Source organism: Pontibacillus sp. ABV4_188, assembly GCF_056311905.1.
Window position 1 is genome coordinate 141,647 of the sequence record NZ_CM149975.1, and the last position, 15,379, is coordinate 157,025.

Consider the following 15,379-nt stretch of genomic DNA (forward strand, 5'->3'; position numbering starts at 1 on the left):
CTTATTTAATAAAAAAGCAGTGAGCTAAAAAGCTCGCTGCTTTTTTTGTTTTATAATATGAAGTTAAAACGAGTTTCTTCTATATAAATATGACGATCAAACATGATATATACTACGATACTCTAGTGTTTTGGAAGATAAATTACAAAGAAACCTAATAAATAAGGTATGTCCCCTTGAAAACAAGGAAATACCTTTGTATAATAATAAAAGTGCAATCACATACGGAAAAAATAATTTGTTATTGCATTTGTGCCCATTATTTATTATAATAAATAATGTTGGTCATAAAAGGCGATGAAGCGAAAGGTTGCTGAAACACCCGGCCCCTTTGCCATGGCGGGTACTTCAGGTTAAATTTTCGTGGAGAATGTCTGTTACTAAAATAGGCGAAAAAGGAGGGAAAATAATGGCAAAAGAGAAGATTCGTATTCGTTTAAAGGCGTATGATCACCGTATTCTAGATCAATCCGCTGAAAAGATCGTGGACACTGCGAAGCGTTCAGGAGCTAATGTTTCTGGTCCAATCCCGCTTCCGACAGAGCGTTCAATCTACACAGTGCTTCGTGCGGTACACAAATACAAAGATGCTCGTGAGCAATTTGAAATGCGTACACACAAACGTCTAATCGATATCGTGAATCCAACACCACAAACGGTTGACTCGCTAATGCGTTTAGATTTACCATCTGGTGTGGACATCGAAATTAAATTATAAAACTATATGAATAAATAGGAGGTGTGACGGATGACGAAAGGAATCTTAGGTCGTAAAGTCGGTATGACACAGCTTTTTGATGAAACTGGCGAATTAGTACCAGTAACAGTTGTTCAAGCTGATCAAAACGTTGTACTTCAGAAGAAAACTTCTGAAAATGACGGTTATGAAGCAGTTCAAATCGGTTTTGCGGACAAACGAGATAAATTAGCTAACAAAGCTGAGAAAGGCCATGCTGGTAAAGCTGAGGCTGCTCCTAAGCGCTTCGTTCGTGAATTCCGTGATGCAAACCTTGAAGACTTCGAATTAGGTCAAGAGGTTTCTGTTAACGTATTTGCAGCTGGTGATGTTATCAACGTTACTGGTATTTCGAAGGGTAAAGGTTTCCAAGGTGCTATTAAGCGCCACAATCAAGGTCGCGGACCTGAAACTCACGGTTCTCGTTACCACCGTCGTCCAGGTTCTATGGGACAAATGGACCCGGGACACGTATTCAAAGGTATGAACCTTCCAGGTCAAATGGGTGGCGAACAAGTCACAATCCAAAACCTTGAAGTAGTTAAAGTTGATGAAGAACGTAACCTACTTCTTATCAAAGGTAACGTACCAGGTGCGAAGAAGTCTTACGTGAAAATCACAAGTGCAAATAAGGCTAACTAATACAATACGAAGGGAGGATATGTCATGCCTAAAGTAGCACTATTTAACCAAAGCGGTTCTCAAGTAGGCGATGTTGAGTTGAATGAGTCCGTTTTCGGTATTGAGCCAAACACACATGTAATGAACGAAGCTGTACTAATGCAACGCGCTTCATTACGTCAAGGTACTCATTTAGTTAAAAATCGCTCTGAAGTAAGTGGCGGAGGACGCAAACCATGGCGTCAAAAAGGAACTGGACGTGCACGTCAAGGTTCAATCCGTTCACCACAGTGGGTAGGCGGAGGAACTGTATTCGGTCCAACTCCTCGTAGCTATAGCTACAAACTACCTAAAAAAGTTCGTCGTTTAGCTTTAAAATCTGCTCTTTCTCAAAAAGCTGCTGACAACGATTTAATCGTTCTAGAGAGCCTTTCTCTTGAAGCTCCTAAAACTAAAGAAGTTGTTAACATGCTTAAAGAGCTAGACACTAAAGAAGCGATCATTGTTACAGCTAACACTGAAGAAAACGTAGTACTATCAGCTAATAACATCCAAGATGTTAAAGTACTAACTGTTGAACAAGTTAACGTACTTGACTTGTTAACGCATGACAAGCTGATCTTAACTAAAGATGCAGCTGAAAAAGCAGGGGAGGTGCTTGCATAATGAAGAACCCACGTGATATTATTAAGCGCCCTGTAATTACAGAAAGATCTGCTGATCTAATGGCTGAGAAAAAATACACGTTTGAAGTTAGCCCAAAAGCTAATAAAACTGAAATCAAAGAAGCTATTGAAGTGATCTTTGGCGTTAAAGTTGAAAAAGTAAACACAATGAACCTTAATGGTAAATTTAAGCGTATGGGACGTTATGGAGGTTACCGTGCCGACCGCAAAAAAGCAGTCGTTAAGCTAACTCCAGACAGCCAAGAGCTTGAATTCTTCGAAGGTGCATAAATAAAAAATTGATAAATAAAGGAGGGAAATAAAGATGGCGATTAAAAAGTTTAGACCAACTACAAACGGTCGTCGCAGCATGTCAGGTTCTGATTTCGCTGAGATCACTACTGATCAACCAGAAAAATCCTTGCTAACTCCACTACACGGAAAAGGTGGACGTAACAACCAAGGTCGGTTAACAGTTCGTCATCAAGGCGGCGGTCATAAGCGTCAATATCGTATGATCGACTTCAAACGCGACAAAGATGGAATACCAGGACGCGTTGCTACAGTTGAGTACGATCCAAACCGTTCCGCTAACATTGCTCTAATCAACTATGTGGATGGTGAAAAACGCTACATCCTAGCTCCTAAAGGTCTTAAAGTTGGAACTGAAATTATTTCTGGTTCTGATGCAGACATCAAGGTAGGTAACGCGTTAACACTTCAAGATATCCCAGTTGGTACAACAGTTCACAACATTGAACTTAAACCAGGACGCGGTGGACAAATCGCACGTTCAGCTGGTGCATCTGCACAAATTCTTGGACGTGAAGGTAAGTACACTCTAGTACGTCTTAAATCTGGTGAAGTTCGCCTAGTTCTAGGTACTTGCCGCGCTACAGTAGGTCAAGTAGGGAACCTTGAGCATGAACTTATCAACGTAGGTAAAGCTGGACGTTCTCGTTGGAAAGGTATCCGCCCAACAGTTCGTGGTTCTGTTATGAACCCAGTAGATCACCCACACGGTGGTGGTGAAGGACGTGCACCAATCGGTCTTCCATCTCCAATGTCACCATGGGGCAAACCTACACTTGGAAAGAAAACACGCAAACGCAACAAGTCGTCTGATAAATATATCGTACGTCGTCGTAAAAAATAATCGGGATAGACGTCGGGTGAGTTAACTCGACTGTCAATCACGAAGGGAGGTTTATGCATGGGTCGTAGCCTAAAAAAGGGACCTTTCGTTGATGATCATTTAATGAAAAAAGTTGAAGGTTTGAATGAGAGCGGGCAACATCAGGTTATTAAAACTTGGTCTCGTCGTTCTACAATCTTCCCTAACTTTGTGGGTCATACTATCGCAATTTATGATGGACGCAAACATGTACCTGTATATGTTACAGAAGACATGGTAGGCCACAAACTTGGTGAGTTCGCACCAACACGTACGTTCAAAGGCCATAGTGGCGATGATAAGAAAACAAAACGCTAAATGAGAGGAGGCACACAAGATGCAAGCCAAAGCCGTTGCGAAATCCGTTCGTATTGCTCCTCGTAAAGCTCGTTTGGTTATTGATTTAATTCGAGGAAAAAAGGTTGGGGAAGCAATTGCAATTCTGCGTCACACAGAGCGTGGAGCTTCACCAGAGATTGAAAAAGTACTAAACTCTGCTATTGCAAATGCGGAGCATAACTATGAAATGGACCCGGATAGTCTAGTAGTATCTGAAGCTTTTGTTAACGAAGGCGTAACTCTTAAACGTTTCCGTCCACGTGCGATGGGACGCGCAAGTCAGATCAACAAACGTACTAGTCATATCACGGTCACTGTATCAGAAAAGAAGGAGGGATAATCAGTGGGTCAAAAAGTTAATCCAGTAGGTCTGCGTATTGGTGTCATTCGTGACTGGGAGTCAAAATGGTACGCTGGCAAAGACTATGCAGATTTACTTCATGAAGACATTAAGATTCGTGAATATGTAGAACAACGTCTACAAGATGCTTCTGTATCTACTATTGAAATCGAACGTGCTGCGAACCGCGTTAACGTTACTATCCACACTGCGAAGCCAGGTATGGTAATTGGTAAAGGTGGTTCTGAGGTTGAAGCACTTCGTAAATCTCTAAATGATCTATCTGGCAAACGTGTTCACATCAACATCGTTGAAGTGAAAAAAGCTGATTTAGATGCATCATTAGTTGCTGAGAATATTGCTCGTCAACTAGAAAACCGTGTATCATTCCGTCGCGCTCAGAAACAAACTATCCAACGTGCTATGCGTGGAGGAGCGAAAGGAATTCGTACTCAGGTATCTGGTCGTCTAGGCGGAGCTGACATTGCTCGCGCAGAATCTTACAGTGAAGGTACTGTACCACTACACACACTTCGCGCAGACATCGATTACGGTACTGCAGAAGCTGACACTACTTACGGTAAACTAGGTGTCAAAGTGTGGATCTACCGTGGAGAAGTCCTTCCATCAAAACGAAACTAAGGAAGGGGGAAAAGCATAATGTTAATGCCAAAACGCGTAAAATATCGTAAGCAACACCGTGATAGTTTAGCTGGCCGTGCTAAAGGCGGTACAACAGTAGCATTCGGTGAATTTGGACTACAAGCTGTTGAACCAGCACGTATTACAAGCCGTCAAATCGAGGCTGCACGTATTGCAATGACTCGTTACATGAAACGTGGCGGTAAAGTATGGATTAAAATCTTCCCAGATAAGCCTTACACAGCGAAGCCCCTAGAAGTACGTATGGGTTCCGGTAAAGGTGCACCTGAAGGTTGGGTAGCAGTTACGAAACCAGGCAAGATCATGTTTGAAGTTGCTGGAGTTTCAGAAGAAGTAGCACGTGAAGCATTACGTCTTGCTTCTCACAAACTGCCGATCAAAACGAAGTTTGTAAAACGTGAAGAAATTGGTGGTGAGATCAATGAAGGCTAATGAAATCAGAGAACTAACCACTGCCGAAATTGAACAAAAAGTTACGTCTCTTAAAGAAGAGCTATTTAACCTACGCTTCCAGCTAGCAACTGGTCAACTTGAAAACACTGCTCGCATCCGTCAAGTACGTAAGTCAATCGCGAGTATGAAAACCGTTGTTCGTGAAAGAGAGCTAGGCGCTAAGTAATCGATAATCGAGAGGAGGTTAGCCTCAAATGAGTGAACGCAATAATCGTAAGGTTTACACTGGACGTGTTGTTTCAGACAAAATGGACAAAACGATTACTGTACTAGTTGAAACGTATAAGTTCCACCAACTATATGGTAAGCGTGTAAAATACTCTAAGAAATTCAAAACTCACGACGAGCAAAATGCTGCAAAACTTGGCGATGTCGTTAAAATTATGGAAACTCGTCCGCTATCCGCTAGCAAACGTTTCCGTTTAGTTGAAATCGTTGAAGAATCAGTTATTATCTAATAATGTTCGTAGGGGATGAAACCCGAAGGGAGGTAACAACGGTATGATTCAACAGGAAACTTCTTTAAAAGTTGCAGACAACTCTGGTGCACGTGAAGTTCAAACCATTAAAGTACTAGGTGGATCTGGCCGTAAGACTGCCAATATTGGTGATATTATTGTTTGTTCAGTGAAACAAGCAACACCAGGAGGCGTTGTCAAAAAAGGTGAAGTAGTACGCGCGGTTATCGTACGTACAAAGAGCGGTGTTCGCCGTAAAGATGGATCTTATATCCGTTTCGATGAAAATGCTGCAGTAATCATCCGTGACGACAAAGGCCCACGTGGTACTCGTATTTTCGGACCTGTTGCACGTGAACTTCGTGACAAGAAATTCATGAAGATTGTATCACTTGCGCCAGAAGTATTATAAATACTCGAACTATTGCCTTGTAAGGAGGTGCCACAACAATGCATGTAAAAAAAGGTGACAAAGTCATGGTGATCACTGGTAAGGATAAAGGCAAGCAGGGAACGATCCTAGAAGCTTACCCGAAAAAAGAGCGTGTCCTTGTTGAAGGCGTAAATGTTGTTAAAAAACATGCGAAGCCATCACAAGACAACCCTCAGGGCGGTATCCTAAGCCAAGAAGCACCGATTCATGTGTCGAACGTTTTACCAGTTGACCCTAAATCAGGGAATGCTACACGCGTCGGTTATGAAGCGCGTGATGGAAAGAAAGTTCGTATCGCTAAAAAATCAGGTGAATCTTTAGATAAATAAATAGCGATGAAAGGAGGGCTACGTGATGAATCAACTTAAACAACAATATCAAGATGAGATCGTATCAAGCTTGATGAACAAATTCGAATATGACTCTGTTATGGAAGTACCAAAGGTCGAAAAGATCATCATCAACATGGGTGTTGGTGACGCTGTACAAAACGCAAAAGCGTTAGATAACGCTGTTGAAGAGTTAGAATTAATCTCTGGTCAAAAACCACTAATCACAAAAGCGAAGAAATCAATTGCTGGTTTCCGTCTACGTGAAGGAATGCCGATCGGCGCGAAAGTAACCCTTCGTGGTGAGCGCATGTATCAATTCCTACAAAAATTAATCGCTGTTTCTTTACCACGTGTACGTGACTTCCGCGGTATCTCAAACAAAGCGTTTGACGGTCGCGGTAACTACACTCTAGGTGTTAAAGAGCAATTAATTTTCCCGGAGATCAACTATGATAAAGTAAGCAAAGTACGCGGAATGGACATTGTTATTGTTACAACTGCTAACAATGACGAAGAAGCGAGCGAATTATTAACTCAATTCGGTATGCCTTTCCAGAAATAAGCTACTCAAGCTTTAATAAGGAGGGAAAATTGTGGCTAAAAAATCAATGATCGCGAAACAACAGCGTAAACAAAAGTTTAAAGTACAAGAGTACACACGTTGCGAACGTTGTGGTCGCCCACATTCTGTACTACGTAAGTTTAAGCTTTGCCGTATTTGTTTCCGTGAACTTGCATACAAAGGTCAAATTCCTGGTGTCAAAAAAGCAAGCTGGTAATCCCCAATTAGGGAAGGAGGTAATCACAAATGGTCATGACAGATCCAATTGCAGATATGCTAACTCGCATTCGTAATGCGAACATGGTACGTCACGAAAAGCTTGAAGTACCTGCTTCTAAGCTTAAAAAAGAAGTTGCGGACATTCTTAAACGTGAAGGCTTCGTTCGCGATTACGAAATGGTCGAAGATGATAAACAAGGAATCTTACGTATTTTCCTTAAATACGGTGCTAACAACGAGCGTGTTATCACTGGATTAAAACGAATCAGTAAACCTGGTCTTCGTGTGTACGCAAAAGCTGATGAGCTTCCACGCGTATTAAACGGTCTTGGAGTAGCAGTCGTATCTACTTCAAATGGTGTTTTAACGGACAAGGAAGCACGCCAACAAGCTATTGGCGGCGAAGTGCTTGCTTACGTTTGGTAATAAACAATTGAATGACAGGAGGTGCACAGTATGTCCCGCGTAGGTTTAAAACAACTACAAATCCCTGAGGGTGTTGAAATCATCATGAATGGGGACGAAGTTACAGTTAAGGGCCCTAAAGGTGAGTTAACTCGTAATTTCCATCCAGACATGACGATCAATATTGAAGACAATATTTTAACCGTTGCTCGCCCAAGCGATAATAAAGAACACCGTTCTTTACACGGTACTACCCGTAGCCTTATCGGAAACATGGTTGAAGGTGTTTCTAAAGGTTTCGAGAAAAGCCTTGAAATTCAAGGTGTAGGTTACCGTGCGCAAAAGCAAGGTGAAAAGATCATCATTAACGCTGGTTACTCTCACCCAGTTGAGGTAGAACAGCGTGAAGGTATCGAAATCGAAGTACCATCTAACGCGAAATTAACTATTAGAGGTATCGATAAAGAACTAGTTGGCGCTGTTGCAGCGAACATCCGCGCAATCCGCCCACCAGAGCCTTACAAAGGTAAAGGTATTCGTTACGAAGGCGAACATGTTCGTCGTAAAGAAGGTAAAACTGCTAAATAAGTCTCGTTAGGGAAGAGAAAGGAGTGACCTGAATGATCACAAAAGCTGACAAAAATGCTGTGCGTAAGAGAAGACATGCACGCGTGCGTAAAAAAGTAGCTGGTACTCCGGAACGTCCACGTTTAAACGTTTATCGTTCAAACAAACACATTTACGCTCAAATCATTGACGATGTAAATGGTGTTACACTAGCTAGCGCTTCTACAGTAGATAACGAGTTTAACCTTGATACTACTGGAAACGTTGAAGCTGCAACAAAAGTTGGTCAGATGGTAGCTGATCGTGCGAAGAATAATGGCGTTTCTGCTATTGTATTCGACCGCGGAGGTTATTTATATCACGGACGAGTGAAAGCTCTAGCTGACGCTGCTCGCGAAGCAGGACTAGAATTTTAATAGAAAAAGGAGGGACAGAAATGAGTACAAACGTAGTAGATCCTAACAAATTAGATCTAGAAGAACGCGTTGTTACTGTCAACCGTGTTGCAAAGGTTGTTAAAGGTGGACGCCGCTTCCGTTTTGCTGCATTGGTTGTAGTAGGAGACAAAAATGGTCATGTTGGATTCGGTACTGGTAAAGCCCAAGAGGTTCCAGAAGCGATTCGTAAAGCAATTGAAGATGCGAAGAAAAATCTAATCACTGTACCAACAGTTGGTACTACAATTCCACACGAAATCATCGGACGTTTCGGTGCTGGAAACATCCTTATGAAACCTGCTGCAGAAGGTACTGGAGTTATCGCAGGTGGTCCCGTACGTGCGGTACTAGAACTTGCAGGTGTAGGTGACATCCTATCTAAATCATTAGGTTCAAACACACCAATTAACATGGTACGTGCTACACTAAGCGGACTTAGCGAACTTAAGCGTGCGGAAGACGTTGCGAAACTTCGTGGAAAGTCTGTAGAAGAACTGTTAGGATAAGGAGGGAAATAGTATGTCTAAAAAATTAGAAATTACCCTCACTCGCAGTGTGATTGGCAGACCAGAACCACAGCGTGCTACTGTTAAGGCGCTTGGTCTTAAGAAAATTCGCCAAACCGTAGTTCACGAAGATACTCCAGCTGTACGTGGTATGGCGAACAAAGTATCTCACCTAGTGACGGTAAAAGAAGTATAACGATCGAATAACGTAAAAGAGGAGGTGCTACAATGAAACTTCATGAACTGAAGTCAACAGAAGGTACTCGTAAAACACGTAATCGTGTAGGCCGTGGTATGGCTACTGGTAACGGTAAAACTTCTGGACGTGGTCATAAAGGACAAAAAGCTCGTTCCGGTGGCGGTGTACGCCCAGGTTTCGAGGGAGGTCAAATGCCTCTATTCCAACGCCTACCAAAGCGTGGTTTCACAAACATTCACCGCAAAGAGTTTGCAGTTGTAAACCTTGACGCGTTGAATCGTTTCGAAGAAGGAACAGAAGTCACTCCTGAGCTTTTGCTTGAAACAGGCGTGGTTAGCAAACTTAATTCTGGCATCAAGGTACTTGGTAAAGGTAACATTGAGAAGAAACTAACTGTAAAAGCTCATAAGTTCTCTGCTTCCGCGAAAGAAGCTATCGAAGCAGCGGGCGGTCAAACTGAGGTGATTTAATGTTCCGGACAATCTCCAATTTTATGCGCGTGAGTGATATACGACAAAAGATCATCTTCACTCTTTTAATGTTAGTCGTATTCCGACTTGGGACATTTATACCTGTTCCATTTACTGATAAGAACGCCATTAACTTTATGAATGAAAATAATGTTTTTGGCTTCTTAAATACGTTTGGGGGCGGAGCCCTTCAACAGTTCTCCATTTTTGCAATGGGAATTATGCCGTACATTACGGCCAGCATCATTATGCAGCTATTGCAAATGGATGTTGTTCCTAAGTTTACAGAATGGAAGAAACAAGGTGAAGTTGGCCGTCGTAAATTAGCTCAGTTTACCCGCTATGGAACGGTCGTTCTAGCTTTTATCCAAGCAATTGGTATGTCAGTCGGCTTTAATGCTATGACTGGCGGGCAATTAATTTTAGATCCGGGTGCGATGAAGTTCATTGTAATTGCACTCGTACTAACAAGTGGAACAACGTTCTTAATGTGGTTAGGTGAACAAATCACAGCACATGGCGTAGGTAATGGAATTTCCATCTTAATCTTTGCAGGTATTGCTGCTGGTATTCCAGGTGGAGTGAACCAGTTATATGAGAAATATATTTCCGGAGCAGGAGATCAACTATTTCTCAATATCGTAATTGTTGCATTGATTGCACTTGTAACAGTTGGAATTGTCGTTGGAGTTATATTCATTCAACAAGCGTTGCGTAAAATTCCTATCCAATATGCGAAACGGTTAGTTAACCGTTCTCCAGTGGGTGGTCATTCTACGCACCTTCCGATAAAAGTAAATGCTGCAGGGGTTATCCCGGTAATCTTCGCAATTTCATTTATCGTCGCTCCGCGTACTGTCGCAGGGTTCTTCGGTGATAGTGAAGTGGCTTCCACAATCCAGTATATCTTTGATTATCAAAACTGGACTGGAATGATTATCTATGTAGCTTTAATAATTGCTTTCACGTATTTCTACACATTTGTTCAGGTTAATCCAGAGCAAATGGCGGAGAACTTGAAGAAGCAAGGTGGATATATCCCAGGAATTCGTCCTGGTAAAAACACCGAAACTTATTTGACTCGTGTACTTTACCGTTTAACGTTTGTGGGTTCTATTTTCCTAGCAGTAATTGCTGTATTGCCGATTATCCTAGGGAATTTTGCCGGACTTCCACAAAGTGTTCAAATTGGTGGTACTAGTCTACTCATCGTAGTTGGTGTTGCACTAGAAACGATGAAACAATTAGAAAGTCAATTAGTGAAACGTCACTACAAAGGCTTCATTAAATAAAAGGATTAGGTGCTAATCCACCAATGAGAGCGAGGGGAACATTTTGAACTTAATCTTAATGGGTTTACCAGGTGCTGGTAAAGGTACCCAGGCAGAGAAGATCGTTGAAAAATACCAAATCCCTCATATCTCAACAGGAGATATGTTTCGTGCTGCGATTAAGGAAGGAACCGATCTAGGAAAAGAAGCTAAATCCTATATGGATCAAGGTGCACTTGTACCAGATGAAGTAACCATCGGTATTGTGCGCGAGCGTCTTGGTAAAGAAGATGCTACTGAAGGCTTTCTTTTAGACGGCTTTCCAAGAACAATCGCACAAGCAGAAGCGCTTGAAACAGTTCTATCTGACTTAGGCTCTACATTAGACTATGTTCTTCATATCGATGTAGACCAAGATCAGCTTGTCGAGCGTTTGACTGGACGTAGAATATGTCCTACATGTGGTGCTACGTACCATGTCACATTCAACCCTCCTAAAGTAGAAGGGAAATGCGACAATGATGGTAGCGAACTCATTCAACGTGATGACGACAAACCAGAAACCGTGCGCAAGCGTGTTGAAGTAAACCTTGAAAACACTAAACCACTATTAGACTTCTATGAAGGTAAAGGATATTTAGTTTCGATCAATGGAGATCAAGAAATTGATCAAGTATTCCAAGATATCGATCAAAAGCTCGGAGGCTTATCTAAATGATTATTACAAAGACGCCACGCGAATTAGATATTATGCGTGAAGCCGGCAGGATTGTCGCACTTACGCACCAGGAACTAGCAAAGCATATTGAACCTGGTATCACTACCAATAAACTTGATGAGATTGCAGAAGAATTCATACTCAGTATGGATGCATTTCCTTCTTTCAAAGGTTATAATGGATTCCGTGGCAGTATTTGTGTATCTGTCAATGAAGAGCTGGTACATGGAATTCCAGGTGATCGCCAATTGAATAACGGAGATATTATCTCTATAGATATTGGCGCTAAATATAAAGGCTATCATGGAGATTCTGCCTGGACTTACCCAGTAGGGGAAATCGATGAAGCAACAAAGGAACTACTTGAGGTAACTGAAGAGTCCTTGTTTAAAGGCCTGGAAGAAGCAAAGCCGGGCGTTCGCTTATCAAATATTTCTCATGCTATTCAATCATTCGTAGAACCTAAAGGTTTTTCTATTGTTAGAGAATATGTAGGCCACGGAGTTGGGCAAGAACTTCATGAAGACCCACAAATTCCTCACTATGGTCCTCCAAATAAAGGACCGCGACTTAGACCAGGCATGGTTTTAGCCGTTGAACCAATGGTTAACGCTGGCGAACGTTATGTACGTACGCTGGCTGATAATTGGACAGTAGTTACGGAAGATGGTAAGATGTGTGCCCACTTCGAGCATACTATTGCAATAACGGATGAAGGTTTTGAGATTTTAACTAAAGCCTAAGTGAAGGTGATCGTTTTTGAACGAAGCGGATTCGAGTCCACGAATAGGTCAGGTTGTTCGTGTTTTGCAAGGACGCGAGGTAGAACAGTATATGATTATCATCGGATTTGTTGATGATCGTTTTGTGATGCTCGCAGACGGAGAAAAACGAAAGTACGACAGGCCGAAGAAGAAGAATATTCAACACATTGAATGTACTGAGTATATCTCTCCTGAGGTCGAAAATAGCCTTCTAGAAACTGGTCGCGTAACGAATGGCAAACTTCGTTTTGCCTTATCAAAATTTGTAGATGAAGCAGTGACTGATTTGAAGAAGGGAGATCAACTCGATGGCGAAAGAAGATGTAATTGAAGTAGAAGGAACAATCGTTGACACATTGCCCAATGCAATGTTTAAAGTTGAGTTAGAGAACGGGCATACCGTACTTGCTCACGTCTCCGGAAAGATTCGTATGCATTTCATTCGTATTCTTCCAGGAGATAAAGTAACGGTTGAACTTTCTCCATATGATTTAAGTAGAGGACGTATTACCTACCGCTACAAATAATAATGCGGGAATGCTCCGATCTAAAAGGAGGTATGGATGATGAAGGTAAGACCATCTGTAAAACCAATTTGCGAAAAGTGCAAAGTTATCCGCCGTAAAGGTAAAGTAATGGTAATTTGCGATAATCCTAAGCATAAACAAAAACAAGGATAAGTACAAAAGGAGGTGCACTGCTGAATGGCACGTATTGCTGGTATTGACATTCCACGTGACAAACGTATTGTCATTTCATTAACGTATGTATACGGCATTGGACACACAACTGCTAAATCAGTTTTAGCGGATGCAGGCGTATCTGAGGATACTCGTGTTCGTGACCTAACAGAAGATGAATTAGCTAAGATTCGTACAGCTCTTGAGAACTACACTGTTGAAGGTGATCTTCGTCGTGAGAACTCTCTTAACGTGAAGCGCCTGATCGAGATCGGTTCCTACCGTGGAATCCGTCACCGTCGTAGTCTTCCACTACGTGGACAGAAAACTAAAAACAACTCTCGTACGCGTAAAGGTCCACGTCGTACAGTTGCAAACAAGAAAAAATAAGGTATAAAGGAGGTAAGCTAACCCTATGGCTCGTAAAACAAACACTCGTAAGCGCCGTGTGAAAAAGAATATTGACACGGGTGTCGCACACATCCGTTCTACGTTTAACAACACTATCGTTACGATTACTGACGTTCAAGGTAACGCAGTATCTTGGAGTAGTGCTGGTGCACTTGGTTTCAAAGGTTCTCGTAAATCTACTCCATTCGCTGCACAAATGTGCTCTGAAGCAGCTGCAAAAGCTGGTATGGAACACGGACTTAAATCCGTAGAAGTAACGGTTAAAGGCCCAGGTGCTGGCCGTGAAGCTGCGATTCGCGCACTTCAAGCAGCAGGACTAGAAGTTACAGCCATTGTTGATGTAACTCCAGTACCTCACAATGGTTGCCGCCCACCAAAACGTCGTCGTGTGTAATTTACCTGTATAGAATTTGTCACCCTGTCTATAATGGGTTATGATAGCTAAAAAAAGCAGTATAAAAGCATTTTAGCTTATGAACGAATAAACTATGTATAAACGGGGACTGCCTACCTGAGGAATTTCGGTTAGACTTTGTCTAACCGGGGTTTCGACGTTTTGAAGGAGGGTTTTAATTAATGATCGAAATTGAAAAGCCAAAAATTGAACTGGTTGAGATCAGCGATGATGCAACGTTTGGTAAGTTGGTCGTCGAACCGCTTGAACGTGGATATGGTACAACACTAGGGAACTCCTTACGTCGTATTCTACTATCCTCATTACCGGGCTCTGCTGTAACCTCTGTCCAGATTGAAGGCGCACTTCATGAATTCTCAACAGTTGATGGTGTCGTCGAAGACGTAACAACGATCGTCCTAAATCTTAAGCAATTAGCTCTTAAGATTTACTCTGAAGAGACTAAAACTTTAGAGATTGATGTGTCAGGACAAGGAGCAGTAACAGCTGCAGACATCACGCATGATTCAGATGTGGAGATCTTAAACCCTGAGATCCACATTGCTACGTTACAATCTAATGCAAATCTGCGTATGAAAATTACTGCAGAAAAAGGACGCGGCTATCGTCCTGCAGAAGCGAACAAATTTGATGAACAGCCTATCGGCGTCATCCCAGTTGATTCTATCTTCACTCCAATTTCACGTGTTACCTACCAAGTGGAAAACACTCGTGTAGGCCAGGTGACAAATTTTGATAAGCTTACGTTAGACATTTGGACTGACGGAAGCATTCGACCAGAAGAAGCCGTTTCATTAGGTGCTAAAATCTATATGGAACACTTAAACATTTTCGTTGGACTCACTGATGAGGCGCAAAACGCTGAAATCATGGTTGAGAAAGAAGAAGACCAGAAAGAAAAAGTCCTTGAGATGACAATCGAAGAACTTGATTTATCCGTGCGTTCTTATAACTGCCTCAAGCGTGCAGGTATCAACACGGTACAAGAACTTGCACAAAAATCGGAAGAGGATATGATGAAAGTTCGTAACCTTGGACGTAAATCCCTTGAGGAAGTTAAGCATAAGCTCGAAGAACTTGGCTTAGGCTTACGTAAAGACGATTAATCATTCGTTGATAGAGAGAAACTCTGCAAAGGAGGGGAACTGACATGGCTAGAAAACTAGGTCGTACAACTGACGTACGTATGGCATTGCTACGCAACTTAGCAACTGACCTAATTATTCATGAACGTATCGAAACTACTGAAGCGAAAGCGAAAGAGCTTCGTTCTGTTGTGGAGAAAATGATTACACTTGGTAAGCGTGGAGATCTTCATGCTCGTCGCCAAGCTGAATCATTCCTATACAAAGCACAAGCTGATGATGAGAGCGGTCAAACTGCACTTCAGAAGCTATTTACAGACATCGGTCCACGTTACGAAGACCGTCAAGGCGGTTACACTCGCATCATGAAACTTGGTGCCCGTAAAGGTGACGGTGCAAAAACTGCGATTATCGAATTAGTATAATCCCACTTGGAAAAAGGGCAGGACAGAATCT

The 15,379-nt window shown here is 42.1% G+C and carries 31 protein-coding genes; all 31 read left to right on the forward strand.

Going from position 1 to position 15,379, the window contains the following annotated elements; translation table 11 throughout:
- The first annotated feature begins 409 nt into the window (after nucleotides 1-409).
- The 31 genes from rpsJ (at nucleotide 410) to rplQ (ending at nucleotide 15,348) form a co-directional block, all read left to right on the forward strand.
- Nucleotides 410-718 carry a 30S ribosomal protein S10 gene (gene rpsJ / locus ACYX4O_RS00720; protein ID WP_036787781.1) on the forward strand — a complete coding sequence of 103 codons (309 nt, stop codon included), beginning with the start codon at nucleotides 410-412 and terminating at the stop codon, nucleotides 716-718.
- Nucleotides 719-748: 30 nt separating this feature from the next.
- Nucleotides 749-1,378, forward strand: a complete 630-nt coding sequence (rplC, locus tag ACYX4O_RS00725) for a 50S ribosomal protein L3 (protein WP_188655923.1) — start codon at nucleotides 749-751, stop codon at nucleotides 1,376-1,378.
- Between the two features lie 24 nt (nucleotides 1,379-1,402).
- Nucleotides 1,403-2,023, forward strand: coding sequence for a 50S ribosomal protein L4 (rplD, locus tag ACYX4O_RS00730; RefSeq protein ID WP_476353774.1), 621 nt, complete (start codon nucleotides 1,403-1,405; stop codon nucleotides 2,021-2,023).
- Nucleotides 2,023-2,313 (forward strand): 50S ribosomal protein L23, encoded by a 291-nt coding sequence (gene rplW, locus ACYX4O_RS00735; RefSeq protein WP_188655921.1) that lies wholly within the window; start codon nucleotides 2,023-2,025, stop codon nucleotides 2,311-2,313. The genes rplD and rplW overlap by 1 nt, the downstream gene beginning before the upstream one ends.
- A 34-nt stretch (nucleotides 2,314-2,347) precedes the next feature.
- Nucleotides 2,348-3,178: a 50S ribosomal protein L2 gene (gene rplB, locus ACYX4O_RS00740; protein ID WP_476353776.1), complete on the forward strand. Its 831-nt coding sequence runs from the start codon at nucleotides 2,348-2,350 to the stop codon at nucleotides 3,176-3,178.
- A gap of 57 nt (nucleotides 3,179-3,235) precedes the next feature.
- On the forward strand, nucleotides 3,236-3,514 hold the full coding sequence (rpsS, locus tag ACYX4O_RS00745; RefSeq protein ID WP_036787770.1) for a 30S ribosomal protein S19: 279 nt from the start codon (nucleotides 3,236-3,238) through the stop codon (nucleotides 3,512-3,514).
- A gap of 19 nt (nucleotides 3,515-3,533) precedes the next feature.
- A complete protein-coding gene (gene rplV / locus ACYX4O_RS00750; protein ID WP_476353778.1) occupies nucleotides 3,534-3,875 on the forward strand; it encodes a 50S ribosomal protein L22 in 342 nt (113 codons plus the stop codon).
- 3 nt (nucleotides 3,876-3,878) lie between these two features.
- Complete coding sequence (gene rpsC, locus ACYX4O_RS00755) at nucleotides 3,879-4,517, forward strand: 30S ribosomal protein S3 (RefSeq protein WP_476353780.1); 639 nt, start codon at nucleotides 3,879-3,881, stop codon at nucleotides 4,515-4,517.
- 18 nt (nucleotides 4,518-4,535) lie between these two features.
- Nucleotides 4,536-4,970, forward strand: coding sequence for a 50S ribosomal protein L16 (rplP, locus tag ACYX4O_RS00760; RefSeq protein ID WP_036787764.1), 435 nt, complete (start codon nucleotides 4,536-4,538; stop codon nucleotides 4,968-4,970).
- Nucleotides 4,960-5,157 carry a 50S ribosomal protein L29 gene (gene rpmC, locus ACYX4O_RS00765; protein ID WP_036787762.1) on the forward strand — a complete coding sequence of 66 codons (198 nt, stop codon included), beginning with the start codon at nucleotides 4,960-4,962 and terminating at the stop codon, nucleotides 5,155-5,157. The genes rplP and rpmC overlap by 11 nt, the downstream gene beginning before the upstream one ends.
- A gap of 28 nt (nucleotides 5,158-5,185) precedes the next feature.
- Complete coding sequence (gene rpsQ / locus ACYX4O_RS00770) at nucleotides 5,186-5,449, forward strand: 30S ribosomal protein S17 (RefSeq protein ID WP_036787760.1); 264 nt, start codon at nucleotides 5,186-5,188, stop codon at nucleotides 5,447-5,449.
- 43 nt (nucleotides 5,450-5,492) lie between these two features.
- Nucleotides 5,493-5,861, forward strand: coding sequence for a 50S ribosomal protein L14 (rplN, locus tag ACYX4O_RS00775; RefSeq protein WP_036787758.1), 369 nt, complete (start codon nucleotides 5,493-5,495; stop codon nucleotides 5,859-5,861).
- Between the two features lie 38 nt (nucleotides 5,862-5,899).
- A complete protein-coding gene (gene rplX / locus ACYX4O_RS00780) occupies nucleotides 5,900-6,211 on the forward strand; it encodes a 50S ribosomal protein L24 (RefSeq protein WP_476353784.1) in 312 nt (103 codons plus the stop codon).
- A gap of 25 nt (nucleotides 6,212-6,236) precedes the next feature.
- A complete protein-coding gene (gene rplE, locus ACYX4O_RS00785) occupies nucleotides 6,237-6,776 on the forward strand; it encodes a 50S ribosomal protein L5 (protein WP_036787754.1) in 540 nt (179 codons plus the stop codon).
- A 31-nt stretch (nucleotides 6,777-6,807) separates the two neighbouring features.
- Entirely contained in the window at nucleotides 6,808-6,993 is a 186-nt protein-coding gene (gene rpsN / locus ACYX4O_RS00790) for a 30S ribosomal protein S14 (RefSeq protein ID WP_036787751.1), read from the forward strand.
- A gap of 29 nt (nucleotides 6,994-7,022) precedes the next feature.
- A complete protein-coding gene (rpsH, locus tag ACYX4O_RS00795) occupies nucleotides 7,023-7,421 on the forward strand; it encodes a 30S ribosomal protein S8 (protein ID WP_036787748.1) in 399 nt (132 codons plus the stop codon).
- A gap of 30 nt (nucleotides 7,422-7,451) precedes the next feature.
- Nucleotides 7,452-7,988, forward strand: a complete 537-nt coding sequence (gene rplF, locus ACYX4O_RS00800) for a 50S ribosomal protein L6 (protein ID WP_476353787.1) — start codon at nucleotides 7,452-7,454, stop codon at nucleotides 7,986-7,988.
- Nucleotides 7,989-8,020: 32 nt separating this feature from the next.
- The gene (rplR, locus tag ACYX4O_RS00805; protein ID WP_036787742.1) at nucleotides 8,021-8,383 is read left to right on the forward strand and encodes a 50S ribosomal protein L18; all 363 of its coding nucleotides are present in this window, start codon (nucleotides 8,021-8,023) and stop codon (nucleotides 8,381-8,383) included.
- Nucleotides 8,384-8,403: 20 nt separating this feature from the next.
- Nucleotides 8,404-8,910 (forward strand): 30S ribosomal protein S5, encoded by a 507-nt coding sequence (gene rpsE, locus ACYX4O_RS00810; RefSeq protein ID WP_036787740.1) that lies wholly within the window; start codon nucleotides 8,404-8,406, stop codon nucleotides 8,908-8,910.
- A 13-nt stretch (nucleotides 8,911-8,923) separates the two neighbouring features.
- On the forward strand, nucleotides 8,924-9,106 hold the full coding sequence (gene rpmD, locus ACYX4O_RS00815; protein WP_036787738.1) for a 50S ribosomal protein L30: 183 nt from the start codon (nucleotides 8,924-8,926) through the stop codon (nucleotides 9,104-9,106).
- A gap of 32 nt (nucleotides 9,107-9,138) precedes the next feature.
- A complete protein-coding gene (gene rplO / locus ACYX4O_RS00820; protein ID WP_036787735.1) occupies nucleotides 9,139-9,579 on the forward strand; it encodes a 50S ribosomal protein L15 in 441 nt (146 codons plus the stop codon).
- Nucleotides 9,579-10,871 (forward strand): preprotein translocase subunit SecY, encoded by a 1,293-nt coding sequence (gene secY, locus ACYX4O_RS00825; protein ID WP_188655919.1) that lies wholly within the window; start codon nucleotides 9,579-9,581, stop codon nucleotides 10,869-10,871. Before rplO ends, secY begins: the two co-directional genes overlap by 1 nt.
- 43 nt (nucleotides 10,872-10,914) lie before the next feature.
- Nucleotides 10,915-11,568, forward strand: a complete 654-nt coding sequence (locus tag ACYX4O_RS00830; RefSeq protein ID WP_476353790.1) for an adenylate kinase — start codon at nucleotides 10,915-10,917, stop codon at nucleotides 11,566-11,568.
- Nucleotides 11,565-12,311: a type I methionyl aminopeptidase gene (gene map, locus ACYX4O_RS00835; RefSeq protein ID WP_476353792.1), complete on the forward strand. Its 747-nt coding sequence runs from the start codon at nucleotides 11,565-11,567 to the stop codon at nucleotides 12,309-12,311. The genes ACYX4O_RS00830 and map overlap by 4 nt, the downstream gene beginning before the upstream one ends.
- 16 nt (nucleotides 12,312-12,327) lie before the next feature.
- Nucleotides 12,328-12,663, forward strand: a complete 336-nt coding sequence (locus ACYX4O_RS00840) for a KOW domain-containing RNA-binding protein (protein ID WP_476353794.1) — start codon at nucleotides 12,328-12,330, stop codon at nucleotides 12,661-12,663.
- Nucleotides 12,641-12,859: a translation initiation factor IF-1 gene (gene infA, locus ACYX4O_RS00845; protein WP_036787719.1), complete on the forward strand. Its 219-nt coding sequence runs from the start codon at nucleotides 12,641-12,643 to the stop codon at nucleotides 12,857-12,859. The genes ACYX4O_RS00840 and infA overlap by 23 nt, the downstream gene beginning before the upstream one ends.
- Nucleotides 12,860-12,898: 39 nt before the next feature.
- Entirely contained in the window at nucleotides 12,899-13,012 is a 114-nt protein-coding gene (rpmJ, locus tag ACYX4O_RS00850; protein ID WP_036787716.1) for a 50S ribosomal protein L36, read from the forward strand.
- A gap of 24 nt (nucleotides 13,013-13,036) precedes the next feature.
- Nucleotides 13,037-13,402, forward strand: coding sequence for a 30S ribosomal protein S13 (rpsM, locus tag ACYX4O_RS00855; protein ID WP_036787713.1), 366 nt, complete (start codon nucleotides 13,037-13,039; stop codon nucleotides 13,400-13,402).
- 25 nt (nucleotides 13,403-13,427) lie between these two features.
- Entirely contained in the window at nucleotides 13,428-13,817 is a 390-nt protein-coding gene (gene rpsK / locus ACYX4O_RS00860) for a 30S ribosomal protein S11 (protein WP_036787710.1), read from the forward strand.
- Between the two features lie 182 nt (nucleotides 13,818-13,999).
- Nucleotides 14,000-14,944: a DNA-directed RNA polymerase subunit alpha gene (locus ACYX4O_RS00865; protein ID WP_036787707.1), complete on the forward strand. Its 945-nt coding sequence runs from the start codon at nucleotides 14,000-14,002 to the stop codon at nucleotides 14,942-14,944.
- A gap of 44 nt (nucleotides 14,945-14,988) precedes the next feature.
- Nucleotides 14,989-15,348 (forward strand): 50S ribosomal protein L17, encoded by a 360-nt coding sequence (gene rplQ, locus ACYX4O_RS00870; protein WP_036787704.1) that lies wholly within the window; start codon nucleotides 14,989-14,991, stop codon nucleotides 15,346-15,348.
- Nucleotides 15,349-15,379: the final 31 nt, after the last annotated feature.

Coding starts and splice junctions, on each gene's coding strand:
- rplW (WP_188655921.1), top strand. CDS start 2,023: ATGAAGAACCCACGTGATATTATTAAGCGCCCTGTAATTACAGAAAGA.
- rplF (WP_476353787.1), top strand. CDS start 7,452: ATGTCCCGCGTAGGTTTAAAACAACTACAAATCCCTGAGGGTGTTGAA.
- rplP (WP_036787764.1), top strand. CDS start 4,536: ATGTTAATGCCAAAACGCGTAAAATATCGTAAGCAACACCGTGATAGT.
- rplD (WP_476353774.1), top strand. CDS start 1,403: ATGCCTAAAGTAGCACTATTTAACCAAAGCGGTTCTCAAGTAGGCGAT.
- map (WP_476353792.1), top strand. CDS start 11,565: ATGATTATTACAAAGACGCCACGCGAATTAGATATTATGCGTGAAGCC.
- rpmJ (WP_036787716.1), top strand. CDS start 12,899: ATGAAGGTAAGACCATCTGTAAAACCAATTTGCGAAAAGTGCAAAGTT.
- rpmD (WP_036787738.1), top strand. CDS start 8,924: ATGTCTAAAAAATTAGAAATTACCCTCACTCGCAGTGTGATTGGCAGA.
- ACYX4O_RS00865 (WP_036787707.1), top strand. CDS start 14,000: ATGATCGAAATTGAAAAGCCAAAAATTGAACTGGTTGAGATCAGCGAT.
- rpsE (WP_036787740.1), top strand. CDS start 8,404: ATGAGTACAAACGTAGTAGATCCTAACAAATTAGATCTAGAAGAACGC.
- infA (WP_036787719.1), top strand. CDS start 12,641: ATGGCGAAAGAAGATGTAATTGAAGTAGAAGGAACAATCGTTGACACA.
- rpsM (WP_036787713.1), top strand. CDS start 13,037: ATGGCACGTATTGCTGGTATTGACATTCCACGTGACAAACGTATTGTC.
- secY (WP_188655919.1), top strand. CDS start 9,579: ATGTTCCGGACAATCTCCAATTTTATGCGCGTGAGTGATATACGACAA.
- rplE (WP_036787754.1), top strand. CDS start 6,237: ATGAATCAACTTAAACAACAATATCAAGATGAGATCGTATCAAGCTTG.
- rpsH (WP_036787748.1), top strand. CDS start 7,023: ATGGTCATGACAGATCCAATTGCAGATATGCTAACTCGCATTCGTAAT.
- rpsJ (WP_036787781.1), top strand. CDS start 410: ATGGCAAAAGAGAAGATTCGTATTCGTTTAAAGGCGTATGATCACCGT.
- rplV (WP_476353778.1), top strand. CDS start 3,534: ATGCAAGCCAAAGCCGTTGCGAAATCCGTTCGTATTGCTCCTCGTAAA.
- rplC (WP_188655923.1), top strand. CDS start 749: ATGACGAAAGGAATCTTAGGTCGTAAAGTCGGTATGACACAGCTTTTT.
- rpsK (WP_036787710.1), top strand. CDS start 13,428: ATGGCTCGTAAAACAAACACTCGTAAGCGCCGTGTGAAAAAGAATATT.
- rpsS (WP_036787770.1), top strand. CDS start 3,236: ATGGGTCGTAGCCTAAAAAAGGGACCTTTCGTTGATGATCATTTAATG.
- rplQ (WP_036787704.1), top strand. CDS start 14,989: ATGGCTAGAAAACTAGGTCGTACAACTGACGTACGTATGGCATTGCTA.
- rpsQ (WP_036787760.1), top strand. CDS start 5,186: ATGAGTGAACGCAATAATCGTAAGGTTTACACTGGACGTGTTGTTTCA.
- rplX (WP_476353784.1), top strand. CDS start 5,900: ATGCATGTAAAAAAAGGTGACAAAGTCATGGTGATCACTGGTAAGGAT.
- rplN (WP_036787758.1), top strand. CDS start 5,493: ATGATTCAACAGGAAACTTCTTTAAAAGTTGCAGACAACTCTGGTGCA.
- rpmC (WP_036787762.1), top strand. CDS start 4,960: ATGAAGGCTAATGAAATCAGAGAACTAACCACTGCCGAAATTGAACAA.
- rplB (WP_476353776.1), top strand. CDS start 2,348: ATGGCGATTAAAAAGTTTAGACCAACTACAAACGGTCGTCGCAGCATG.
- rplR (WP_036787742.1), top strand. CDS start 8,021: ATGATCACAAAAGCTGACAAAAATGCTGTGCGTAAGAGAAGACATGCA.
- rplO (WP_036787735.1), top strand. CDS start 9,139: ATGAAACTTCATGAACTGAAGTCAACAGAAGGTACTCGTAAAACACGT.